Raw genomic sequence first — 17,802 nt, 5'->3', positions numbered from 1 at the left:
ATCGAGAGGAGGTCGAAGCGAAGCCGACCGGAGGCGATGCCCCCGGATGGACACCGGAGCGAAGGAACGCCGAGCCTAAGCGAGGGGCCGGACGCTGGGGCAAGCGTTTTTGGTTACTTTTAAGGCGTTTGTTAAAAGTGACTCGCCGTAAGGGCGAAACCATAAGCCGCCGTTACCGAAGCAATGGATATGTACACAACCCACCAGGAACCTGGTCGGCCCAGAGGCCGCCAAGACCAAAAAGCCGATCAACAAGCTCGATAATAACTATGCGCAAGGGTGTTTTTTCATCACCAGGCTCCAGCTCTAAAGTGAACACATCTTCCCCCCCTGGAGCAACACCATGAAAAGCATCCTCAGCCTGGGTTTCACCCTTACCCTGCTCGGCGCCACATCCGCCATCGCCGCACCACACACCCCTTCACCACAGATTGCCGTAAGCAAAGCCGCCCAACCGGCAATAGTAAATGTGAACACCGTCGGCAAAGACCAACCAGCAAAACTCTACGTCGCAGAAAACCGGCCCGAGTTCGGTTCGAAGTATCAGCGCTATTGATCCACGGTTTTGTACCGCGCCGAAATGACAAACCCCGCCAATCGCGGGGTTTGTCATATATCTGAGCCTTTATTGCACCAATCGCTGCGCCAGGGCCTTGGCCTGACTCGCCACATCGGTCACCGCCGTGCTTTCCCACCAAATGCCACGCAACGGCGGCCCCATGGCAAACAGACGACTGGCAGCCTGGCCATTGGCATCAACCACCGCGCCGTCAACCTCTGCAGCGATACCCAGCGCCAATGGCCCCGGCCGCACCAGTCCCCGGGCCAGCAATTGCCTGGGCAGCGGACGCGCGACCCGGCGCCAGTCATATTCGATACCGCTGGAGTTGATCAACGCTGCACCATGAACCACGGTGGTCTGCATCTCACCACGACGTCGAATGCGAATACCGACGCCGTCATTCGTCGAAGGCTCAAGCCCATGGAAGGATGCCGCCTGAATGCGCAACCGCCCTTCCCGGTGCAAGCGTTCCACCAGTTCTGCGCTCAACGGTGGCGAGCGATGATGATGGCTTTCCCACCACGGCCGCACATGCCGCACGAATTGCCGGCGCTGCACGTCCGTCGCCTGGTGCCACAAGCGGCCGATATGTGCGCGCACGGTGTCCAGCGGTGCCTGCCAGTCAATGCCCTGGGCGATGGCGTCCCGGCAGTGCCGGCGCAATTCGCGCAGCAGTTGCCGGGGCGTACGGATGCGGTGATCTTCGGCCAGAAAATCCACCCAGACCGGTGGCTGACGGCGCACATGGGGTAGCAGGCCATGTCGGGAGAACACTTCAATCGGCCCGCGATGCCCGGCCTGTTCGAGCGACACCACAGCATCGACCATGGTCAGGCCCGAGCCGATGATCAACACCGTCGACTGCGGGTCGAGTCGCGCCATGGCGGCCACGTCCCAAGGATCCAGGCCGGCAGCATTCAAGCCGCTGGATTGGGTCTGTGGCGTGCGCGCTGCGGCAAACATCCCCGTGGCCAGCACCGCAAAAGCGCCCTGCATGTGTCGACCGTCGCTCAAGGTCAATCGCACCTTGTCCGGATCGACCTGCAGGTCCACCACTTCAGCTTGTACATGCTCAACGCTCGAGCCGTTTGAGGCGCCCAGCGCTTGCGCCTGTGCCAGACGCTGTTGTGCGTACAGGCCGAAAATGCCCCGGGGCGGGAACAATTCGCTGATCGGCACCTGTTGCTGGTCCGATTCCGGCCAGCCGCCGGCGGCAATGTATTCGGTTAGCCATTGAGTCAGGTCGTCGGCGTTGTCCGGGTCGACGCTCATGCGCGCCGCATTGCCGTTGAGCGTATGTCCCAGCTCCACCGCACTGTAGGCCTCGCCCCGACCAAGTTCACCACGGGGTTCGATCACCAGGACCTTGCGCTTGCCTGGCTGGCGCAACAGCTGCGCCGCCAGCATCGCGCCGCTGAGGCCACCGCCGACAATCAGAATGTCGGCTTCATTATTCAGGGTCTGGCTCATCGTGCACTTCCTGTTCAGATCACCACATTACGCACAAAACGCGCCGCCACCGGTCCGTCGTTGCGATAACAGTGGGGCTGGTTGCTGGCAAACATGAAAAATTCGCCTGCGGCAATGTTATTGGCCACATCGCCAAGCATCACCGTCAGGCATCCCTCAAATACATATATCTGTTCGCTCCAGCCATCGGCGTCCGGTTCCGACGGATACACCTCGCCCGGTTGCAGGCACCACTCCCACTGTTCCACTTCACGGCTGGCCGTGGCTTTGGAGAGCAGCACGGCCTTGCTGCCGGCAATCTTGCCGGTCCAGGCCAGCTCGTTGATACGACTGGGATCCCGGGCGTCCGGGGCCTGGATCAGGTCGCTGAAGGCAACATCCAGCGCTTGCGCGACACGATCGAGGGTAGTCAGGCTGACGTTCTTTTCGCCGGCTTCGATGGCCACCAGCATGCGCCGGCTAACCCCGGACAGTTCAGCCAGGGCACTCTGGCTCATATCGGCGGCGTGACGCAAACGGCGCACATTCTGGCTGACGTGCTGAAGGACCGAAGCCCGTTGGGAAGAATCTTTGTGCACTATATTGCTCACTGGCTGGGGTTGGGCAGTATACTGCGCAACATTCGACGCATTGTGCGTCGCCCTTTTGTAGCGTGCAAGGTCATGACGTCGGCGAACTCCCCCCAGGCTTCCTCCCGTTTCACCAGTTTCAGCAAGGCAGAATGGGTGCTGGTGCTGATTACCATGGTCTGGGGCGGCACCTTCCTGCTGGTCCAGCACGCGATGACCGTCAGCGGCCCGATGTTTTTCGTCGGCCTGCGCTTTGCCGCTGCCGCCAGCATCGTCGCCCTGTTTTCCTGGCGGCACCTGAGGGGACTGACCCTGTTCGAGCTCAAGGCCGGATCATTTATCGGCGTGGCGATCATGCTCGGCTATGGCTTGCAGACGGTGGGGTTACAGAGCATTCCCAGCAGTCAGTCAGCGTTCATAACCGCCCTCTATGTGCCCTTCGTGCCGTTGCTGCAATGGCTGGTGCTGGGCCGCCGCCCGGGGCTGATGCCCAGCATCGGCATCATGCTGGCCTTTACCGGGTTGATGCTGTTGTCCGGTCCGTCCGGTGCTTCGTTCAATTTCAGTCCCGGTGAAATCGCCACCCTGATCAGCGCCGTGGCGATTGCCGCGGAGATCATTCTGATCAGCACCTATGCCGGGCAAGTGGATGTGCGCCGGGTGACGGTGGTGCAACTGGCGGTCACTTCGATCCTGTCGTTCCTGATGGTGGTGCCGACCCACGAGGCGATTCCGGACTTCTCCTGGTTGCTGCTGTGCAGCGCCTTGGGGCTGGGAGCGGCGAGCGCGGCGATCCAGGTGGCGATGAACTGGGCACAGAAGAGCGTCTCGCCAACCCGGGCGACCCTCATCTACGCTGGCGAGCCGGTGTGGGCCGGGATTGTCGGGCGCATTGCCGGGGAGCGCCTGCCGGCTATAGCCCTGGTGGGGGCCGGGTTGATTGTGGCAGCGGTGATTGTCAGTGAGTTGAAGACCAAGGGTAAGGCTCGCCCTGTGGAAGAAGGGCTAGAACGCGAAACCCAGGGTTAAGTCACTTGAATTTGCGTCGCCTCTGCAGACCCCATCGCGAGCCAGCTCGCTCCCACAGTGCCTCTGGCTGTACGTAGCAATTATGTTCACCTGCAGACTTGTGGGAGCGAGCCTGCTCGCGATGGGGCCGCCCCTGCTGTAATCACTCCCCCTGAAACAAAGTTGGACAAGGCTTTTCCGTCTATCTTGTAGGATTCTGCGACAGCTTCGCATTTGGTGATCCGCGAACTGGCACGTATGATGCTTCACAAACTTCCGCAGATTAGAAGCCTATGTCCCTGATAGTTCTACTGCTTCTGCCATTCATTGGCAGCTGTTTGGCGGCCGTGTTGCCGCACAACGCCCGCAATGCCGAGTCCCTGTTGGCAGGCCTGATCGCCTTGATCGGCACAGTCCAGGTCGCCCTGCTGTACCCGCAGATCGCCCATGGCGGCGTCATTCGCGAAGAATTCTTCTGGTTGCCCAGCCTCGGGCTGAACTTCGTCCTGCGCATGGACGGCTTTGCCTGGCTGTTTTCCATGCTGGTGCTGGGCATCGGCACGCTGGTGTCGCTGTACGCCCGCTACTACATGTCGCCGGACGATCCGGTGCCGCGTTTCTTCGCGTTTTTCCTGGCGTTCATGGGGGCCATGCTCGGCCTGGTGATCTCCGGCAACCTGATCCAGATCGTGTTTTTCTGGGAACTGACCAGCCTCTTCTCATTCCTGTTGATCGGCTACTGGCACCACCGCGCCGATGCCCGCCGTGGCGCCTACATGGCGCTGATGGTGACTGGCGCGGGCGGCTTGTGCCTGCTGGCGGGGGTCATGCTGCTCGGCCATGTGGTCGGCAGCTATGACCTGGACAAGGTCCTGGCCGCCGGCGAGCTGATTCGTGCCCATGCCCTTTACCCCATCCTCCTGCCCCTGATCCTGATCGGCGCCCTGAGCAAAAGCGCGCAATTCCCCTTCCACTTCTGGCTGCCCCACGCCATGGCCGCGCCGACACCGGTCTCGGCGTATCTGCACTCGGCGACCATGGTCAAGGCCGGGGTATTCCTGCTCGCACGGCTGTGGCCGTCGCTTTCCGGCAGTGAAGAATGGTTCTACATCGTCAGCGGCGCCGGCGCCTGCACCCTGCTGCTCGGCGCTTACTGCGCGATGTTCCAGAACGACCTCAAGGGCCTGCTGGCCTATTCGACCATCAGCCACCTGGGCCTGATCACCCTGCTACTCGGCCTGAACAGCCCCCTGGCCGCCGTGGCCGCGGTGTTCCACATCCTCAACCACGCCACCTTCAAGGCCTCGCTGTTCATGGCCGCCGGGATCATCGACCACGAAAGCGGCACCCGCGACATCCGCAAGCTCAGCGGCCTGATCAAGCTGATTCCGTACACCGCGACCCTGGCCATGGTCGCCAGTGCCTCGATGGCCGGCGTGCCGCTGCTCAACGGCTTCCTCTCCAAAGAGATGTTCTTCGCCGAAACCGTGTTCATCAACGCCACGGCCTGGGTTGAACTGACACTGCCGATCGTCGCCACCATCGCCGGCACGTTCAGCGTCGCTTACTCCCTGCGTTTTACCGTGGATGTGTTCTTCGGCCCGCCTGCCACCGACCTGCCCCACACGCCCCACGAGCCGCCGCGGTGGATGCGTGCTCCGGTAGAATTGCTGGTGTTCACCTGCCTGCTGGTGGGTATTTTCCCGGCCCAGATGGTCGGCCCGCTGCTCGCCGCCGCGGCACAACCGGTGGTTGGCGGTACATTGCCAGCGTACAGCCTGGCGATCTGGCACGGCTTGAACGCACCGATGATCATGAGCCTGATTGCCCTGTCCTGCGGCACCCTGCTCTACCTGCTATTGCGCAATCAGCTCAAGCGCGGGCGCATCACCCGTCCGCCGCTTATTGGCCGGTTTGACGGCAAGCGCCTGTTCGAGTGCGGCCTGGTCATCAAGATGCGCATGGCTCGCCGCCTGGACCAACTGCTCGGCACCCGGCGCCTGCAAGCGCAGTTGTTCCTGATGGTGCTGGCCGCCGTGCTGGCCGGCTTGATCCCGATGTTGCACAGCAGCCTGAGCTGGGGTGAACGGCCGAAGATCCCCGGGTCGATCGTGTTCGTCACCCTGTGGCTGCTGGCCATCGCCTGCGCCCTTGGCGCTGCGTATCAGGCCAAGTACCACCGACTCGCCGCCCTGACCATGGTCAGCGTCTGCGGCCTGATGACCTGCGTCACGTTCGTCTGGTTCTCGGCGCCGGACCTGGCGCTGACGCAACTGGCCGTCGAAGTGGTGACCACGGTACTGATCCTCCTGGGTCTGCGCTGGCTGCCGCGACGGATCGAAGAAGTCTCGCCGTTGCCGGGCAGCCTGCGCCGGGCGCGGGTACGGCGTATTCGCGACTTGCTGTTGTCGACCTCGGTCGGCGTCGGCATGGCTCTGCTGGCCTACGCCATGCTGACCCGCCAGACCCCAAACGACATTTCCTCGTTCTACCTGAGCCGCGCCTTGCCCGAGGGCGGTGGCAGCAACGTGGTCAACGTGATGCTGGTGGATTTCCGCGGCTTCGACACCCTCGGTGAAATCACCGTGCTGGTGGCCGTGGCGCTGACCGTGTACGCCCTGCTGCGCCGCTTCCGGCCACCGAAAGAGAGCCTGCAACTGCCGGCCCAGCAGCGTTTGCTGGCACCGGACGTGGTCACAGATCTGGTCAACCCGCGTCACGCCAGCGACACCGCACTCGGTTTCATGATGGTGCCGGCGGTGCTGGTGCGCCTGCTGCTGCCGGTGGCCCTGGTGGTGTCGTTCTACCTGTTCATGCGCGGGCACAACCAGCCCGGCGGCGGATTCGTCGCGGGGCTGGTGATGTCGGTGGCGTTCATCCTGCAGTACATGGTGGCCGGCACCCAGTGGGTCGAGGCGCAAATGAGCCTGCGTCCGCTGCGCTGGATGGGCACCGGGCTGCTGTTCGCGACGATGACCGGGCTGGGCGCAATGGCGGTCGGATATCCGTTCCTGACCACCCATACCTGGCATTTCGACCTGCCGCTGCTGGGCGACATTCACCTGGCCAGCGCACTGTTCTTCGATGTCGGCGTATACGCAGTGGTGGTCGGTTCGACCCTGTTGATCCTCACCGCCCTCGCCCACCAATCGGTACGGGGTCACAAAACCGCTGCCCAGCCTAAAACCGCTGCAGCCAAGGGAGCCGTCTGATGGAAGAAGTCATCGCAATCGCCATCGGCGTACTGGCCGCGTCCGGCGTCTGGCTGATCCTGCGGCCTCGGACGTTCCAGGTGGTCATGGGCCTGTGCCTGCTGTCCTATGGCGTCAATCTGTTCATCTTCAGCATGGGCAGCCTGTTCATTGGCAAGGAGCCGATCATCAAGGACGGTGTGCCTCAGGATCTGTTGCATTACACCGATCCGTTGCCACAGGCGCTGGTCCTGACCGCGATCGTCATCAGCTTCGCCATGACCGCACTGTTCCTGGTGGTGCTGCTCGCGTCCCGGGGCCTGACCGGCACCGACCACGTGGATGGCCGGGAGCCCAAGGAATGATGGCGATGACTCACCTGATCGTCGCACCGATCCTGCTGCCGCTGTTGACCGCGGCGATCATGCTGATGCTCGGCGAAAAACACCGCCCGCTGAAGGCGAAAATCAACCTGCTCTCCAGCCTGCTCGGGCTGGGCATTGCCGTGGCGCTGTTGCAATGGACGCAAACTACCGGCGTACCCGGTTCGATTGGCGTCTACCTGCCGAGCAACTGGCAGGTGCCATTCGGCCTGGTGCTGGTGGTCGATCGCCTGTCGGCACTGATGCTGGTGCTGACCGGAATCATCGGTGTCAGCGCGTTGCTGTTCGCCATGGCCCGCTGGGACAGCGCAGGTTCGAGCTTCCATGCCTTGTTCCAGATCCAGTTGATGGGCCTGTACGGCGCCTTCCTCACAGCGGATCTGTTCAACCTGTTCGTGTTCTTCGAAGTACTGCTGGCCGCGTCCTACGGGCTGATGCTGCACGGCTCGGGGCGGGCACGGGTGTCGTCGGGGCTGCATTACATCTCGATCAACCTGCTGGCCTCGTCGCTGTTCCTGATTGGCGCGGCGTTGATCTACGGGGTCACCGGCACCCTGAACATGGCCGACCTGGCGCTGAAGATCCCGCTGGTATCGGACGCCGACCGCGGCTTGCTGCATGCCGGTGCGGGCATTCTCGCGGTGGCGTTCCTGGCCAAGGCCGGAATGTGGCCGCTGAACTTCTGGCTGGTGCCGGCCTACTCTGCGGCGAGCGCACCGGTGGCGGCGATGTTCGCGATCATGACCAAGGTCGGCATCTATACCTTGCTGCGCCTGTGGACCCTGCTGTTCTCTGCCCAGGCCGGCGCGTCGGCGTTTTTTGGTGGTGACTGGCTGATCTACGGCGGCATGGCCACTATCGTCTGCGCGGCCATTGCCATTCTCGCCGCACAACGCCTGGAGCGCATGGCCAGCCTGAGCATTCTGGTATCGGCGGGGATCTTGCTGTCGGCCATCGGTTTCGCCCAGCCGAACCTGATTGGCGCCGCGCTGTTTTATCTGGTCAGCTCGACCCTGGCATTGAGCGCGCTGTTTTTGCTCGCCGAACTGATCGAGCGCTCGCGCTCGGCCAACGAAATCCAACTGGAGGACGAAGCCGGACTGCTGCCGCGCCCCCTGGAGTCCCTGCATCCACCCAAAGGCATCAACCTCGACGACGATCAAAAAGTAGTGGTCGGCCAGGTGATTCCCTGGACCATGGCGTTTCTCGGCCTGGGTTTCATTGCCTGCGCCTTGCTGATCATCGGCATGCCGCCACTCTCCGGTTTCATCGGCAAGCTCGGGCTGCTCAACGCCCTGCTCAATCCACTGGGGCTGGGCGATAGCGGCAACACACCGATATCGAACGCCGCATGGGCTCTGCTGGTCCTGTTGATTGTGTCGGGGCTGGCGTCGTTGATCGCCTTCTCGCGCCTGGGCATCCAGCGCTTCTGGACCCCCGCGGAACGTCCATCGCCGCTGCTGCGGCGTCTGGAGTGCGTGCCGATATTCGCCCTGCTGGGCCTGAGCATTGCGCTGACCTTCAAGGCCGAGCCCCTGTTGCGCTTCACCCAGGCCGCCGCCGATGCCTTGAACAACCCGCAGCAATACGTCAATGCCGTGCTCGATACCCGGGTGGTACCGAACCCGACAGCCCCGGCTGCGATGCTGGAGGTGCAACCATGAAGCGCCTGTTCCCTGCGCCATGGCTGTCGCTATCCCTATGGCTGCTGTGGTTGCTGCTGAACCTGTCGATGAGCCCGGGTAACCTGCTGCTGGGCGCGGCGCTGGGTTTCTGTGCACCCCTGATGATGCGCAGGCTGCGTCCGTCCCATGTGCGCATTCGCCGGCCAGGGGTGATCCTGCGCCTGATCCTGGTGGTCGGTCGCGATGTGCTGGTGTCCAATCTCGCCGTGGCCTGGAACGTGCTCAATGCGGGTCGTCGCCCACCGCGCTCACGCTTCATCAAGGTGCCACTGGACCTGCGTGATGCCAACGGGCTGGCTGCACTGTCGATGATCACCACGGTGGTGCCGGGCACGATCTGGTCGGAGTTGGCCCTGGACCGCAGCATCCTGCTGCTGCACGTTTTCGACCTGGACGACGAGGCGCTGTTCATCCAGCACTTCAAGGCGACCTATGAACGCCCGTTAATGGAGATCTTCGAATGAGCCCATTGCTGTCGAATGCGATCCTGCTGAGCCTGTTTGTGTTTTCCCTGGCGATGATTCTGACCCTGATCCGCCTGTTCAAGGGGCCGTCTGCCCAGGACCGGGTGCTGGCCCTGGACTACCTGTACATCGTCGCCATGCTGATGATGCTGACACTGGGCATTCGCTACGCCAGTGACACCTACTTCGAGGCGGCGCTGCTGATTGCGCTGTTCGGTTTTGTCGGCTCGTTCGCCCTGGCGAAATTCCTTCTGCGTGGCGAGGTGATCGAATGAACGCACAACTGTCTTTATGGGTGGAAATCCCGGTGGCGATCCTGTTGGTCTGCGGCAGCCTGTTCGCGCTGATCGGTGCCGTCGGCCTGCTGCGGATGAAGGATTACTTCCAGCGCATGCACCCGCCGGCACTGGCCTCGACACTGGGAGCCTGGAGCGTGGCGCTGGCCTCGATCATCTATTTTTCGGCGCTCAAGTCCGGGCCGGTGCTGCACGCCTGGCTGATCCCTATCCTGCTGGCGATTACCGTGCCCGTGACTACTTTGCTGCTGGCCCGCGCGGCGCTGTTTCGCAAGCGCATGGCCGGGGATGATGTGCCGGCCGAGGTATCCAGTCGGCGCACAGAGAGCGGGAGCTGATCAGGAGTTCTTGTGGAGCAAGGAATGGCCCCTTCGCGAGCAAGCCCGCTCCCACAGGAAATCTTCAGCAAAGCTAAAATTTGTGTACGACAGCGATCACCTGTGGGAGCGGGCTTGCTCGCGAAGGGGCCAGCCAGTCAAACCCAGGCAACCACCAGCAACCCCGCCCCCAGCATCACACACAACGGCGAGTACACCCAGGTATCCAGCCAGGCGAACCGCGAGCCTTTGACCTCCTTGAAAAACCCCACCAGTTCCGAATCGCCGATGGCCCGAGCGAACAGTAAAAGTGCAACGGCGCTGATCAGCCACTGCAGCCACCCGTGATTCACTTGTGGCAGGCACAAGCCGACCCGCAAGCACACCAGCAGAGCAATCAACAGCAACGCGCCAGCCACCAGCAGCGTGATCCAGCCTCGCGGCTTGAAGGCCGGGCGCAGTTGTTTACTGCCCTCCTCCGGCACCTGCGGGACTGCCGCCACCGCCGCCCACTCGCCACCCAGCGCCCAATACACATGCACCAGGCTGATCACTGCAAAGATCGCCACCAGCCACCGCGCTAACATCAAGGTCATGAATGCGAATCCTGGAAGGAGAATGCCCAGACATAGAGCACGTAATCATTCGAGATCGGCAGCAACTTTATCCGCCACGTCCTTGGGCACCCAGGCCTGCCAGACATCCGGGTGTGCCCTCATGAACGCTTGCGCGGCCTGACGCGGCGCAGTGTGTTTCTCGCTCATCTCGGCCAGGGCCTTGTTCAACGGCTCGATCGGAAAATCAACCTTGGAGAAGAACTCGGCGATTTGCGGGTATTGTTTCTGGAACGGGGTGGACACACCGATGGACAGCTTGGAAGCCAGTGAACGAGTCGGTTGCGGGTTAGGGTTATCGGCGTCGGTCAGGGTCTTCCAGGCCTCGGCATCGAACGGTGGCTCCTCCAGTTGGACCAGCTTGAAGCGGCCGAGCAACGGCGTGGGTGACCAATAATAGAAGAGCACAGGCTTGCCACGCCGAATCGACGAACTGATTTCCGCATCCAGCGCCGCGCCCGAACCACTGCGGAAGTTCACATAGCTGTCTTCCAGACCGTAGGCCTTGAGCTTCTGTTTGTTGACCACTTCCGACGTCCAGCCGATCGGGCTGTTGAGAAAACGTCCCTTGTCCGGAGCTTCCGGGTCGCTAAACACGTTTTTGTAGCGCGGCAGGTCGGTGACACTGCGCAGGTCCGGTGCCATCGGCTTGATGCCTTTGGCCGGATCGCCCTTGATCACATACTCCGGTACCCACCAGCCCTCGGTGGCGCCCTTGACCGTGTCGCCCAGACTGACAACCTTGCCGTCGGCCTCCGCCTTGACCCAGACCGGACTGCGCCCGGCCCATTCTTCACCAATGACCTGGATATCGTTGTTGGCCAGTGCGGTTTCCAGGGTAATGGTGGTACCCGGCAAGGTATCGGTCGGCAGCCCGTAGCCCTTCTCGACAATGATGCGCAGGACATCGGTAATCAGGCTGCCGCTTTCCCAGTTCAGATCGGCGAAGTGGATCGGCGCCTGGGCGGCGGACACCGGGACCGGGCTTGCCAGCAGCCCGATAGTGGCCAGCACCGCAGCCAGCAACCGTCGAAATCCGTTCATGCTTTTGCACCTCGTGCTGTTCACAGCAATAGCAGGATGGCCTGGCAGAAGACCGCAAAGCCTCAAAATACTCAGTCAATTGACTGTAGTAGAGGATCCTGCTTTCGAGGGGCGTGATTCAATTTTCGGAAATTTCCTGCAAACGCATCAGCTCTTTCCTGACCATGCTGGCGTACTCCGCCGGTCGCAGCAGGTAAATCTGTGAAGCCACCCAGCTCAGCCAGGCTCCCTGCAGAACGGCCCGCTGCTCAAACAGCCGCAGTGCTTCGCTTTGCGCGCCGGCCAGGTTCCGTGCGTGGAAATCGGCGCGGGACAGCGTCATTACTCGCTGGCCTTGAAGGTCACCAGTTCGCCCTTGCGCCATTTGGCTGCCTTGGCAGTCACGGCCTTCAGGGTCTTGGTCAGGTTTTCCTGCAATTGTTGATTCGCGGCGAATACCGTCACCACGTTGTGCCCTTCCTTGAACACGATCGCCTCACCGTCGGCAGTGGTCACGAAAGCGTAATCGCCCAGACCGTAGACCGTGAGTTTGATGTCGCGGAACCGGATCTCCAGCTTGCCGCCTTCGCGACTCGGTAGCACCGAGGCGCTGAAATGATCGCCGACCTTGAGCTTGAGTCCCGGTTTGTCGTCCACCACCAGGGCTGAATCGGTGTCGATTTCGGCAATGTAGATGCCTTCAGCGTTCTGTTCGGTGATGTAAACGAAACGCGACTGAAATTGTTTAACCAGCTTTGCGCGCAGATCGCCCAGCACGAACAAAGCATGCATATCGAGATTACTTACTGCCAAGGAAACATCCCCACATCTGTTAATGGTGCCGCACGCAGGAAAAGCGCGCGGCCAAAAAAGCGGCAATGCCGAAGGTGAAGCCAAAGAACCCGGGTTGATACCTGAATGAGCAGTGCACTCATTTATCACGAGGCTGAGAGACTACTGGAGCGTCACTCGCATCGTCCTGACAGGCGTTCGACAAAGGTTGAAGGAAAACGGCTATTTACGGTCAGAAAAATCCGGACTATCAACATCAAGGAAAAAACCTAAAAAGAAAAGCACATTTCCTACATATCGCTAGCAAAAAATTGCTTTAGATAACCATCTGTCACCCACCAGCGGCGGCAATTCTAGAGCAGCGATGCTGTTGCAGACTACCCAAAACGACGTAAACACTTCGGTAAACATTGAAAAGGACTTCATATGTGCACGCTGACACACTTCGCCCAACCCTTTGCTACCCTCCCGCCGACGCCGCAGAATGCCTGTCCGGCACAGCTGCGCAGCCCTGAACGGCCTGACGAGGTCGTGGCAGGGGCTCGTTTCCAGGTGGTTCTGGCGGGCAATGCCTTCTTCCACATCAGGGAAATTTCTACGGGCTGCGTAAGAGGTTTCCGAGCCAGCCATAACGAAGCCTGTGCTCTGGCCCGCTCTTTCGAATCACGAATATGATTGGCCAACAGTACCGTTTCGTCAGCCCGGCGACTTAACTCAGCCGCCAGCGGGCAACTACTGCCATACTGCCGGCCCAATCAAACACGTCTCCGACCGCTGGGCTGTGTTGAATACAATAATATATTTTCAAGGGAAGGCTGCTACGTGACGGAATTTGATATCGGCGAGTTTTTTATCCGGGGCGAAGCCAGAGAGCTCGACGGTGAATTTCAGGCAGTGATTGTCATGCGCGCCAAGCCCCCGCTCAAGACCGTGACCTACCATCAGGTCGAAAAGGATCGCTGGTTCAAGACCCCGGATGTCGCCGCCATTGCCGCGCAGGAATCGGCCAAGGCCCTCAAAGCCGCCGTCGATGCAGGAGCATTGAAAGCCTGACGGTCAAGTTAGCGTCTATGCTCTGCTCTAAGTTTTGGCATCAGGATCGAACTCCGCCAGCGCGGCTTCCTCAGATGCAGTGAAGCCGCGCTTTCATACCGATTGCGACTGACCAACTGCAAGGAGATGAAGATGGAATCACCGACCCACGACTTGAAAGGCCTGTTCGACCAGCTAGGCCTGGACTCCAATCAGAAAGCTATCGACGATTTCATTGCCAGTCATTCCCCGCTCCCCGACGACAAGAAACTTATCGATGCCGACTTCTGGACACCGCAACAAGCCGCTTTCCTGAAAGAACAACTACGTGAAGACGCTGACTGGGCGCGGGTGGTCGATGACCTCAACCTGCGCATGCATCAGACACACTGACGTCACTCAATGCAGGCTGTCCGGCTTGCCGGCGTCCAATCTCGCCAGCCAGGCAGCCTTGCACTCCTCTGCTTCATCGCGACTGGAGAACGCCGTACCCCGGCGCTCGCCGTTGAGCAATACCACCCAGCAGACGCTGCGCCCCAACGTGCGCAGGCTGGCAGGCACACCGCTGCCGATCATGACTGCGACATCAACTTTGCATTGCATACTGACCGTCCAAACTTCATTAGCAACCTAACTATGTAGGCATGTTAATAAGTTTTCCGTGGAGGAAACAGCCATGCCTTGCACAGCTGTGTTGCAAAGCGAGTAACAATTACCCTGCCGACGCATTTTCCGGCTTGTAGCCCAGACGCAACCCGCCCCAGTGGCGACCGTTGAGCATGATCGGTACCGAGAGATCGTGCATCAGCTCACCGGTGTCACGGGTATAGGTTTGCAACAGCACGGCCTTCTGATGGCTGCCGCAGCGAATCCCGGTGCGGTCGGCGAACTTGCGCTTGGTGCGATTGTGTACGGCATCAACTTGCGCATCGCCGGTCAATGTCTGGCTGAACGCACGATTATGGGTGGGCACATAACCCTGCTGAGTACAGGCGATGGCGAACACCAGCCCTTCATGGCGCGACAACAGGGGTTCCTGAATGCCTGGCAGCACTTGATCGGTATATCGATCGAAGCGTGTCTGGAATTTTGCCGGGCTGGTATTGGCGATCGCCTGGTAGGTGCGATCGAACAAGTCGTCCAGGCTGATGCAGCCTGCCTCGACGTCCGCTTCAAAACGCGCTGCGATCTGTGCTGCACCTTCCTGGGCGAGGTCGTAAACGCGCTGGTGATAGTCATCAAGACCCACCTCTGCAAGGCGTTCGCTGATGGTTTCGGCCTGGCCTTCCATTTGCACCGCTGCTTCGGCGAGGCGCCGGGTCTGTTGATCGCTGATCGCCAGGTCGCCGCGCATCTGCTCGATGGCCAGGAACAGGCTGTCGAATTGTTCACGGTTGGTCTGCGCACCTTGGGCGATTTCCCCTACCTGACTTTCGACACTTGCCGTCAGACGGGCAATGTTGTCCAGATGCTGGCCGGTAATCTCTATCTGCCCGACTCCGCTGACCAGGTCGCTGGATAGTTGCCGGATCTGCTCCACCACTTGCGCGGTGCGCTGCCGGATATCGGCCACCATCTCCCCGACTTCGCCGGTGGCAGTCGCCGTGCGCGCAGCGAGACCGCGGACTTCATCGGCCACCACAGCAAAGCCGCGGCCGTGTTCCCCGGCACGCGCCGCCTCAATCGCAGCGTTCAACGCCAGCAGGTTGGTCTGACTGGCGATGGATTGAATGACCAGGGTCACGCGCTGGATATCGTCGCTGCGCAGGCTCAAGGCCTCAATCAGCTCGCGGCTGCTATTGGCGCGCTGGCTGAGCTGTTGCATCTGCGCGATGGATTCAATCAGCTCCGCACGCCCGGCCACAGCGCTCTCATGACTCTCGCTGGCGGCACTCAGGGCCTGACGACTATGGGACGAGGTGGCTTGTTCGGTGGCAATCAGCACCTGCGCGTTGCTGACAACCTGCGCAGCGGCCCCGAGCTGTGATTGCACCCTGGCTGCCAATTGGCGAACGGAAAAGGCAACCCCGGCGGCGGATAGCGCGTTGTGGCTAGTGGTGCAGGAGAGATCACGCGTCAGGGCACCGATGGCGTCAGCGTTATCGGCAGGAGCGGCCTCGGCAGTGCTGCGCGAGCGCAGTCGCGGCAGCCAGATAATCAGCACGGCCAGTGGCAGGCCAAGGTAAAGCGACCAGCCACTGACCGTCATGCCGCCCAACAACAGTATCAGGGCGATACTTTGCAGTGTTGGAGTCAGCCAGCGGTTCTTCGGCAAAAGCACTGGTGCAGGCACTGCTGCAACCAGAGATCCTTCTCTCGTCATCTTCATCACCCCGGATAGCTTCTAATTGTTGTACCCGCAGTTAACGCCACTACATGGCCATTATCCATGGTCCATTGGTAGGGGGTGTTGGGGCGGGTCAGCAGAAGTACCGGGATTTTGTAAAAACGGCGAAAAGCAAAGGCAGCCAGATGATCACTGGCTGCCCCGCAGAATCAGGCCTGACGCTGGTGCTTGTCGATTTGCTCGTGACGTTCCTGAGCTTCGATGCAGTACTTGGTGGTCGGGCTGATCAGCAAGCGCTTGAGGCCGATCGCCTCGCCGCTGTCGTCGCACCAGCCAAAGCTGTCTTCTTTGATGCGTTCCAGCGCTTGTTCCAACTGAGGCAGCATGCGCTGGTCGCGATCGATCGCGTTTACCAGCCAGGTGCGCTCTTCTTCGACCGAAGCCGCGTCAGCCGGGTCAGCCGGGGTGTCCAGACTCTCGATGGCGATACGGTTCTGCTCGATGCGCTCATGGGTTTCGACTTTCATGTTCTGCAACAGCTCGGAGAAAAAAGCATGTTGCTCGGAGTTCATGTAGTCGTCCGCCGGCATGGCCAGCAACTTGTCCTTTGTCATTGATATCTCTATAAAAAAACGTGCATTAAGGCGAATAAGGGAGCGTTCCGGCAGACCTGGGCAGGCCATCGGAAAGGCGCCATTTTTTCCAAGCGCCACCCGGCACTCAATTTACGAGGGGCGGCAGTCTAAGGCCGACTTGAGGCATCAGCAACTGAAAAGACAGCGAATTTGTCCGACAAGGCCCTGAAAATGCTCTGCGGCAGGCTTCAGGCCGTTAATCGGATTGCGTTTATAGCAAGAAATTCAATCGCGCGGCTGTATATAGAAGACAAACGGCCTCTCCTGCAGCGGCGCCATCGGGGATTTCCCCGGGAACCTGCGCGGGTGGACGCCTTTTGCAGCCCGGCAAATCAACCGGGGTTGGCCCATCGTTTTGACGACCGTGAGACGTTGATGGATAGGCCTGACATCAAAAGCCAAAACGCCGCTTCTGCCTATGGCAGAAGCGGCAGGGGCATGTGCCTCAGGATATTAATGCATGAACAGGGCGATCAGGATGATGATCGGGATTGGCACGCCGAGAAAAAACAGTAGTAATGAGCGCATGGTATTTCTCCTGAATTAACGTGGGGTGGTCACGTAGGTGTCGGTTTCCAGATAAACCACCGCATCGCGACGACGACCGCCTAAGGTAGCGGCAAGGCTGGCGAAGAACGCGCCAATCAACAAGGCAACGAACATCCACAAGGTGGTCCAGGCGGCGACCTTGGCGGCGGTGTCGGCGGCTTGCTGCGCGGCCAGTTTGGCGTCGACCACGGCTTTTTGGGTGCGGGCATAGACTTCGTCGACTCGACGCTCGGCATCGGCCTGGGTCAGGTTGGTCCGCTGTGCAACCATTTGTGCCAGGTAGGTCCGGTCCTCGGCGGCCAGTTGACCGTCATTGCCCAGGTTGCGCACAAAGATGCGGGTTACGGTGCCGCGGGCAGCGTCATCACTGACGGCGGCCGGGCGATCATCGCGAAACAGACTGTCGACGAAGTAGCCGTATTGATCACTGTCAGTATTGCCGGCGGCAGTCCCCATGGCTTGAGTCGCGGTGCTCGCTGCGCCGCCGACAACATTGGCACCGGCCTGTACACCGCCACTGACAATGCTGCTGACCGAGCCGGCCACCAGAGTTGCAGTCACCAGAGTGGCTACGCACCAGGCGAGAAAACCATGGGCCGTATCACGGAAGTAAACTTCATCGCCATGCATGTACGCCCACTTCACCCGCAGCCGCCCGGCAATGTACCCACCGAGTCCCGATGCAACGATTTGCGTGAAGGCCAGCCAGACGATGGTGGAGATCCCCAGACCCTTGGCACTCACGCCTTCGTGGGCCCAAGGCGACACTGCCGAAAAGCCCAGGCCGAAGCCGAGCAGAACCAGAATCAGCGACAACGCCGCCGCAGCGGCCGCCCCGGCGAAAATCGCCCCCCAGGACACGCCGCTAAGCGTGCTGGATTCATCTACCCCAGGGTAGAAACCATCAGAGGATCTATTCATCGTT

General features: G+C 60.8%; 22 protein-coding genes. 12 read left to right on the top strand and 10 right to left on the bottom strand.

The genetic code is table 11. The features are described from left to right. Positions 1-343 precede the first annotated feature (343 nt). Positions 344-556 carry a hypothetical protein gene (locus AC07OG_RS24785; protein WP_495068356.1) on the top strand — a complete coding sequence of 71 codons (213 nt, stop codon included), beginning with the start codon at positions 344-346 and terminating at the stop codon, positions 554-556. A gap of 69 nt (positions 557-625) precedes the next feature. On the opposite strand, the gene AC07OG_RS24780 is transcribed toward AC07OG_RS24785, so the two are convergent. Together AC07OG_RS24780 and AC07OG_RS24775 are read right to left on the bottom strand one after the other, a co-directional pair. Then, on the bottom strand, positions 626-2,032 hold the full coding sequence (locus tag AC07OG_RS24780) for an FAD/NAD(P)-binding protein (protein ID WP_495068355.1): 1,407 nt from the start codon (positions 2,030-2,032) through the stop codon (positions 626-628). Between the two features lie 14 nt (positions 2,033-2,046). Next, positions 2,047-2,610: a helix-turn-helix domain-containing protein gene (locus tag AC07OG_RS24775; protein ID WP_060543740.1), complete on the bottom strand. Its 564-nt coding sequence runs from the start codon at positions 2,608-2,610 to the stop codon at positions 2,047-2,049. Between AC07OG_RS24775 and AC07OG_RS24770 the strand changes: the two genes are divergently transcribed. The 7 genes from AC07OG_RS24770 (at position 2,605) to AC07OG_RS24740 (ending at position 9,966) form a co-directional block, all read left to right on the top strand. After that, positions 2,605-3,630, top strand: a complete 1,026-nt coding sequence (locus AC07OG_RS24770) for a DMT family transporter (RefSeq protein ID WP_495068354.1) — start codon at positions 2,605-2,607, stop codon at positions 3,628-3,630. The genes AC07OG_RS24775 and AC07OG_RS24770 overlap by 6 nt on opposite strands. Before the next feature lie 272 nt (positions 3,631-3,902). Next, complete coding sequence (locus AC07OG_RS24765) at positions 3,903-6,821, top strand: monovalent cation/H+ antiporter subunit A (RefSeq protein WP_495068353.1); 2,919 nt, start codon at positions 3,903-3,905, stop codon at positions 6,819-6,821. Further along, positions 6,821-7,165, top strand: a complete 345-nt coding sequence (locus tag AC07OG_RS24760; RefSeq protein WP_007986256.1) for a Na+/H+ antiporter subunit C — start codon at positions 6,821-6,823, stop codon at positions 7,163-7,165. The genes AC07OG_RS24765 and AC07OG_RS24760 overlap by 1 nt, the downstream gene beginning before the upstream one ends. Further along, on the top strand, positions 7,162-8,847 hold the full coding sequence (locus AC07OG_RS24755; protein WP_218423341.1) for a monovalent cation/H+ antiporter subunit D: 1,686 nt from the start codon (positions 7,162-7,164) through the stop codon (positions 8,845-8,847). Before AC07OG_RS24760 ends, AC07OG_RS24755 begins: the two co-directional genes overlap by 4 nt. After that, positions 8,844-9,332: a Na+/H+ antiporter subunit E gene (locus tag AC07OG_RS24750; protein WP_060543744.1), complete on the top strand. Its 489-nt coding sequence runs from the start codon at positions 8,844-8,846 to the stop codon at positions 9,330-9,332. Before AC07OG_RS24755 ends, AC07OG_RS24750 begins: the two co-directional genes overlap by 4 nt. Continuing rightward, positions 9,329-9,607, top strand: a complete 279-nt coding sequence (locus tag AC07OG_RS24745) for a K+/H+ antiporter subunit F (protein WP_060543745.1) — start codon at positions 9,329-9,331, stop codon at positions 9,605-9,607. The genes AC07OG_RS24750 and AC07OG_RS24745 overlap by 4 nt, the downstream gene beginning before the upstream one ends. Next, on the top strand, positions 9,604-9,966 hold the full coding sequence (locus tag AC07OG_RS24740) for a Na+/H+ antiporter subunit G (protein ID WP_495068352.1): 363 nt from the start codon (positions 9,604-9,606) through the stop codon (positions 9,964-9,966). The genes AC07OG_RS24745 and AC07OG_RS24740 overlap by 4 nt, the downstream gene beginning before the upstream one ends. A 137-nt stretch (positions 9,967-10,103) precedes the next feature. On the opposite strand, the gene AC07OG_RS24735 is transcribed toward AC07OG_RS24740, so the two are convergent. From AC07OG_RS24735 to AC07OG_RS24720, 4 genes are all read right to left on the bottom strand, one after another. Next, positions 10,104-10,541 (bottom strand): DUF3995 domain-containing protein, encoded by a 438-nt coding sequence (locus tag AC07OG_RS24735; RefSeq protein WP_060543747.1) that lies wholly within the window; start codon positions 10,539-10,541, stop codon positions 10,104-10,106. A gap of 45 nt (positions 10,542-10,586) precedes the next feature. Continuing rightward, positions 10,587-11,603, bottom strand: a complete 1,017-nt coding sequence (locus tag AC07OG_RS24730) for an ABC transporter substrate-binding protein (protein ID WP_495068351.1) — start codon at positions 11,601-11,603, stop codon at positions 10,587-10,589. Positions 11,604-11,721: 118 nt separating this feature from the next. Beyond that, positions 11,722-11,925 carry a hypothetical protein gene (locus tag AC07OG_RS24725; protein WP_060543749.1) on the bottom strand — a complete coding sequence of 68 codons (204 nt, stop codon included), beginning with the start codon at positions 11,923-11,925 and terminating at the stop codon, positions 11,722-11,724. Next, the gene (locus AC07OG_RS24720; RefSeq protein WP_371318035.1) at positions 11,925-12,395 is read right to left on the bottom strand and encodes a hypothetical protein; all 471 of its coding nucleotides are present in this window, start codon (positions 12,393-12,395) and stop codon (positions 11,925-11,927) included. The genes AC07OG_RS24725 and AC07OG_RS24720 overlap by 1 nt, the downstream gene beginning before the upstream one ends. Positions 12,396-12,800: 405 nt before the next feature. On the opposite strand from AC07OG_RS24720, the gene AC07OG_RS24715 reads away from it, so the two are divergent. The 3 genes from AC07OG_RS24715 (at position 12,801) to AC07OG_RS24705 (ending at position 13,799) form a co-directional block, all read left to right on the top strand. Next, on the top strand, positions 12,801-13,049 hold the full coding sequence (locus AC07OG_RS24715) for a hypothetical protein (protein ID WP_495068350.1): 249 nt from the start codon (positions 12,801-12,803) through the stop codon (positions 13,047-13,049). Positions 13,050-13,196: 147 nt separating this feature from the next. Then, positions 13,197-13,427 (top strand): hypothetical protein, encoded by a 231-nt coding sequence (locus AC07OG_RS24710; RefSeq protein ID WP_060543751.1) that lies wholly within the window; start codon positions 13,197-13,199, stop codon positions 13,425-13,427. A 132-nt stretch (positions 13,428-13,559) separates the two neighbouring features. Continuing rightward, a complete protein-coding gene (locus tag AC07OG_RS24705; protein ID WP_495068349.1) occupies positions 13,560-13,799 on the top strand; it encodes a DUF2789 domain-containing protein in 240 nt (79 codons plus the stop codon). A 6-nt stretch (positions 13,800-13,805) separates the two neighbouring features. Here AC07OG_RS24705 and AC07OG_RS24700 read toward each other — a convergent pair whose 3' ends face one another. The 3 genes from AC07OG_RS24700 to AC07OG_RS24690 form a co-directional block, all read right to left on the bottom strand. Beyond that, entirely contained in the window at positions 13,806-14,009 is a 204-nt protein-coding gene (locus AC07OG_RS24700; protein ID WP_060543753.1) for a hypothetical protein, read from the bottom strand. A 109-nt stretch (positions 14,010-14,118) separates the two neighbouring features. Further along, positions 14,119-15,615, bottom strand: a complete 1,497-nt coding sequence (locus AC07OG_RS24695; protein ID WP_495068360.1) for a methyl-accepting chemotaxis protein — start codon at positions 15,613-15,615, stop codon at positions 14,119-14,121. A 287-nt stretch (positions 15,616-15,902) separates the two neighbouring features. Beyond that, positions 15,903-16,307 carry a TraR/DksA family transcriptional regulator gene (locus AC07OG_RS24690; protein WP_060543754.1) on the bottom strand — a complete coding sequence of 135 codons (405 nt, stop codon included), beginning with the start codon at positions 16,305-16,307 and terminating at the stop codon, positions 15,903-15,905. 171 nt (positions 16,308-16,478) lie between these two features. Between AC07OG_RS24690 and AC07OG_RS24685 the strand changes: the two genes are divergently transcribed. After that, on the top strand, positions 16,479-16,844 hold the full coding sequence (locus AC07OG_RS24685) for a hypothetical protein (protein WP_495068348.1): 366 nt from the start codon (positions 16,479-16,481) through the stop codon (positions 16,842-16,844). Positions 16,845-16,871: 27 nt separating this feature from the next. Here AC07OG_RS24685 and AC07OG_RS24680 read toward each other — a convergent pair whose 3' ends face one another. Beyond that, positions 16,872-17,798: a hypothetical protein gene (locus AC07OG_RS24680; RefSeq protein WP_218423346.1), complete on the bottom strand. Its 927-nt coding sequence runs from the start codon at positions 17,796-17,798 to the stop codon at positions 16,872-16,874. Positions 17,799-17,802: the final 4 nt, after the last annotated feature.

It is taken from the genome of Pseudomonas sp. GW821-FHT09H03, assembly GCF_059415945.1.
This window is presented reverse-complemented; position numbering and strand designations above follow the sequence as displayed.

Bases quoted from the DNA above. Each gene is read 5' to 3' on its own strand.
- AC07OG_RS24785 (WP_495068356.1), top strand. From the start codon at position 344: ATGAAAAGCATCCTCAGCCTGGGTTTCACCCTTACCCTGCTCGGCGCC.
- AC07OG_RS24780 (WP_495068355.1), bottom strand. From the start codon at position 2,032: ATGAGCCAGACCCTGAATAATGAAGCCGACATTCTGATTGTCGGCGGT.
- AC07OG_RS24765 (WP_495068353.1), top strand. From the start codon at position 3,903: ATGTCCCTGATAGTTCTACTGCTTCTGCCATTCATTGGCAGCTGTTTG.
- AC07OG_RS24760 (WP_007986256.1), top strand. From the start codon at position 6,821: ATGGAAGAAGTCATCGCAATCGCCATCGGCGTACTGGCCGCGTCCGGC.
- AC07OG_RS24755 (WP_218423341.1), top strand. From the start codon at position 7,162: ATGATGGCGATGACTCACCTGATCGTCGCACCGATCCTGCTGCCGCTG.
- AC07OG_RS24750 (WP_060543744.1), top strand. From the start codon at position 8,844: ATGAAGCGCCTGTTCCCTGCGCCATGGCTGTCGCTATCCCTATGGCTG.
- AC07OG_RS24745 (WP_060543745.1), top strand. From the start codon at position 9,329: ATGAGCCCATTGCTGTCGAATGCGATCCTGCTGAGCCTGTTTGTGTTT.
- AC07OG_RS24740 (WP_495068352.1), top strand. From the start codon at position 9,604: ATGAACGCACAACTGTCTTTATGGGTGGAAATCCCGGTGGCGATCCTG.
- AC07OG_RS24735 (WP_060543747.1), bottom strand. From the start codon at position 10,541: ATGACCTTGATGTTAGCGCGGTGGCTGGTGGCGATCTTTGCAGTGATC.
- AC07OG_RS24730 (WP_495068351.1), bottom strand. From the start codon at position 11,603: ATGAACGGATTTCGACGGTTGCTGGCTGCGGTGCTGGCCACTATCGGG.
- AC07OG_RS24725 (WP_060543749.1), bottom strand. From the start codon at position 11,925: ATGACGCTGTCCCGCGCCGATTTCCACGCACGGAACCTGGCCGGCGCG.
- AC07OG_RS24715 (WP_495068350.1), top strand. From the start codon at position 12,801: ATGTGCACGCTGACACACTTCGCCCAACCCTTTGCTACCCTCCCGCCG.
- AC07OG_RS24705 (WP_495068349.1), top strand. From the start codon at position 13,560: ATGGAATCACCGACCCACGACTTGAAAGGCCTGTTCGACCAGCTAGGC.
- AC07OG_RS24700 (WP_060543753.1), bottom strand. From the start codon at position 14,009: ATGCAATGCAAAGTTGATGTCGCAGTCATGATCGGCAGCGGTGTGCCT.
- AC07OG_RS24695 (WP_495068360.1), bottom strand. From the start codon at position 15,615: ATGACGGTCAGTGGCTGGTCGCTTTACCTTGGCCTGCCACTGGCCGTG.
- AC07OG_RS24690 (WP_060543754.1), bottom strand. From the start codon at position 16,307: ATGACAAAGGACAAGTTGCTGGCCATGCCGGCGGACGACTACATGAAC.
- AC07OG_RS24680 (WP_218423346.1), bottom strand. From the start codon at position 17,798: ATGAATAGATCCTCTGATGGTTTCTACCCTGGGGTAGATGAATCCAGC.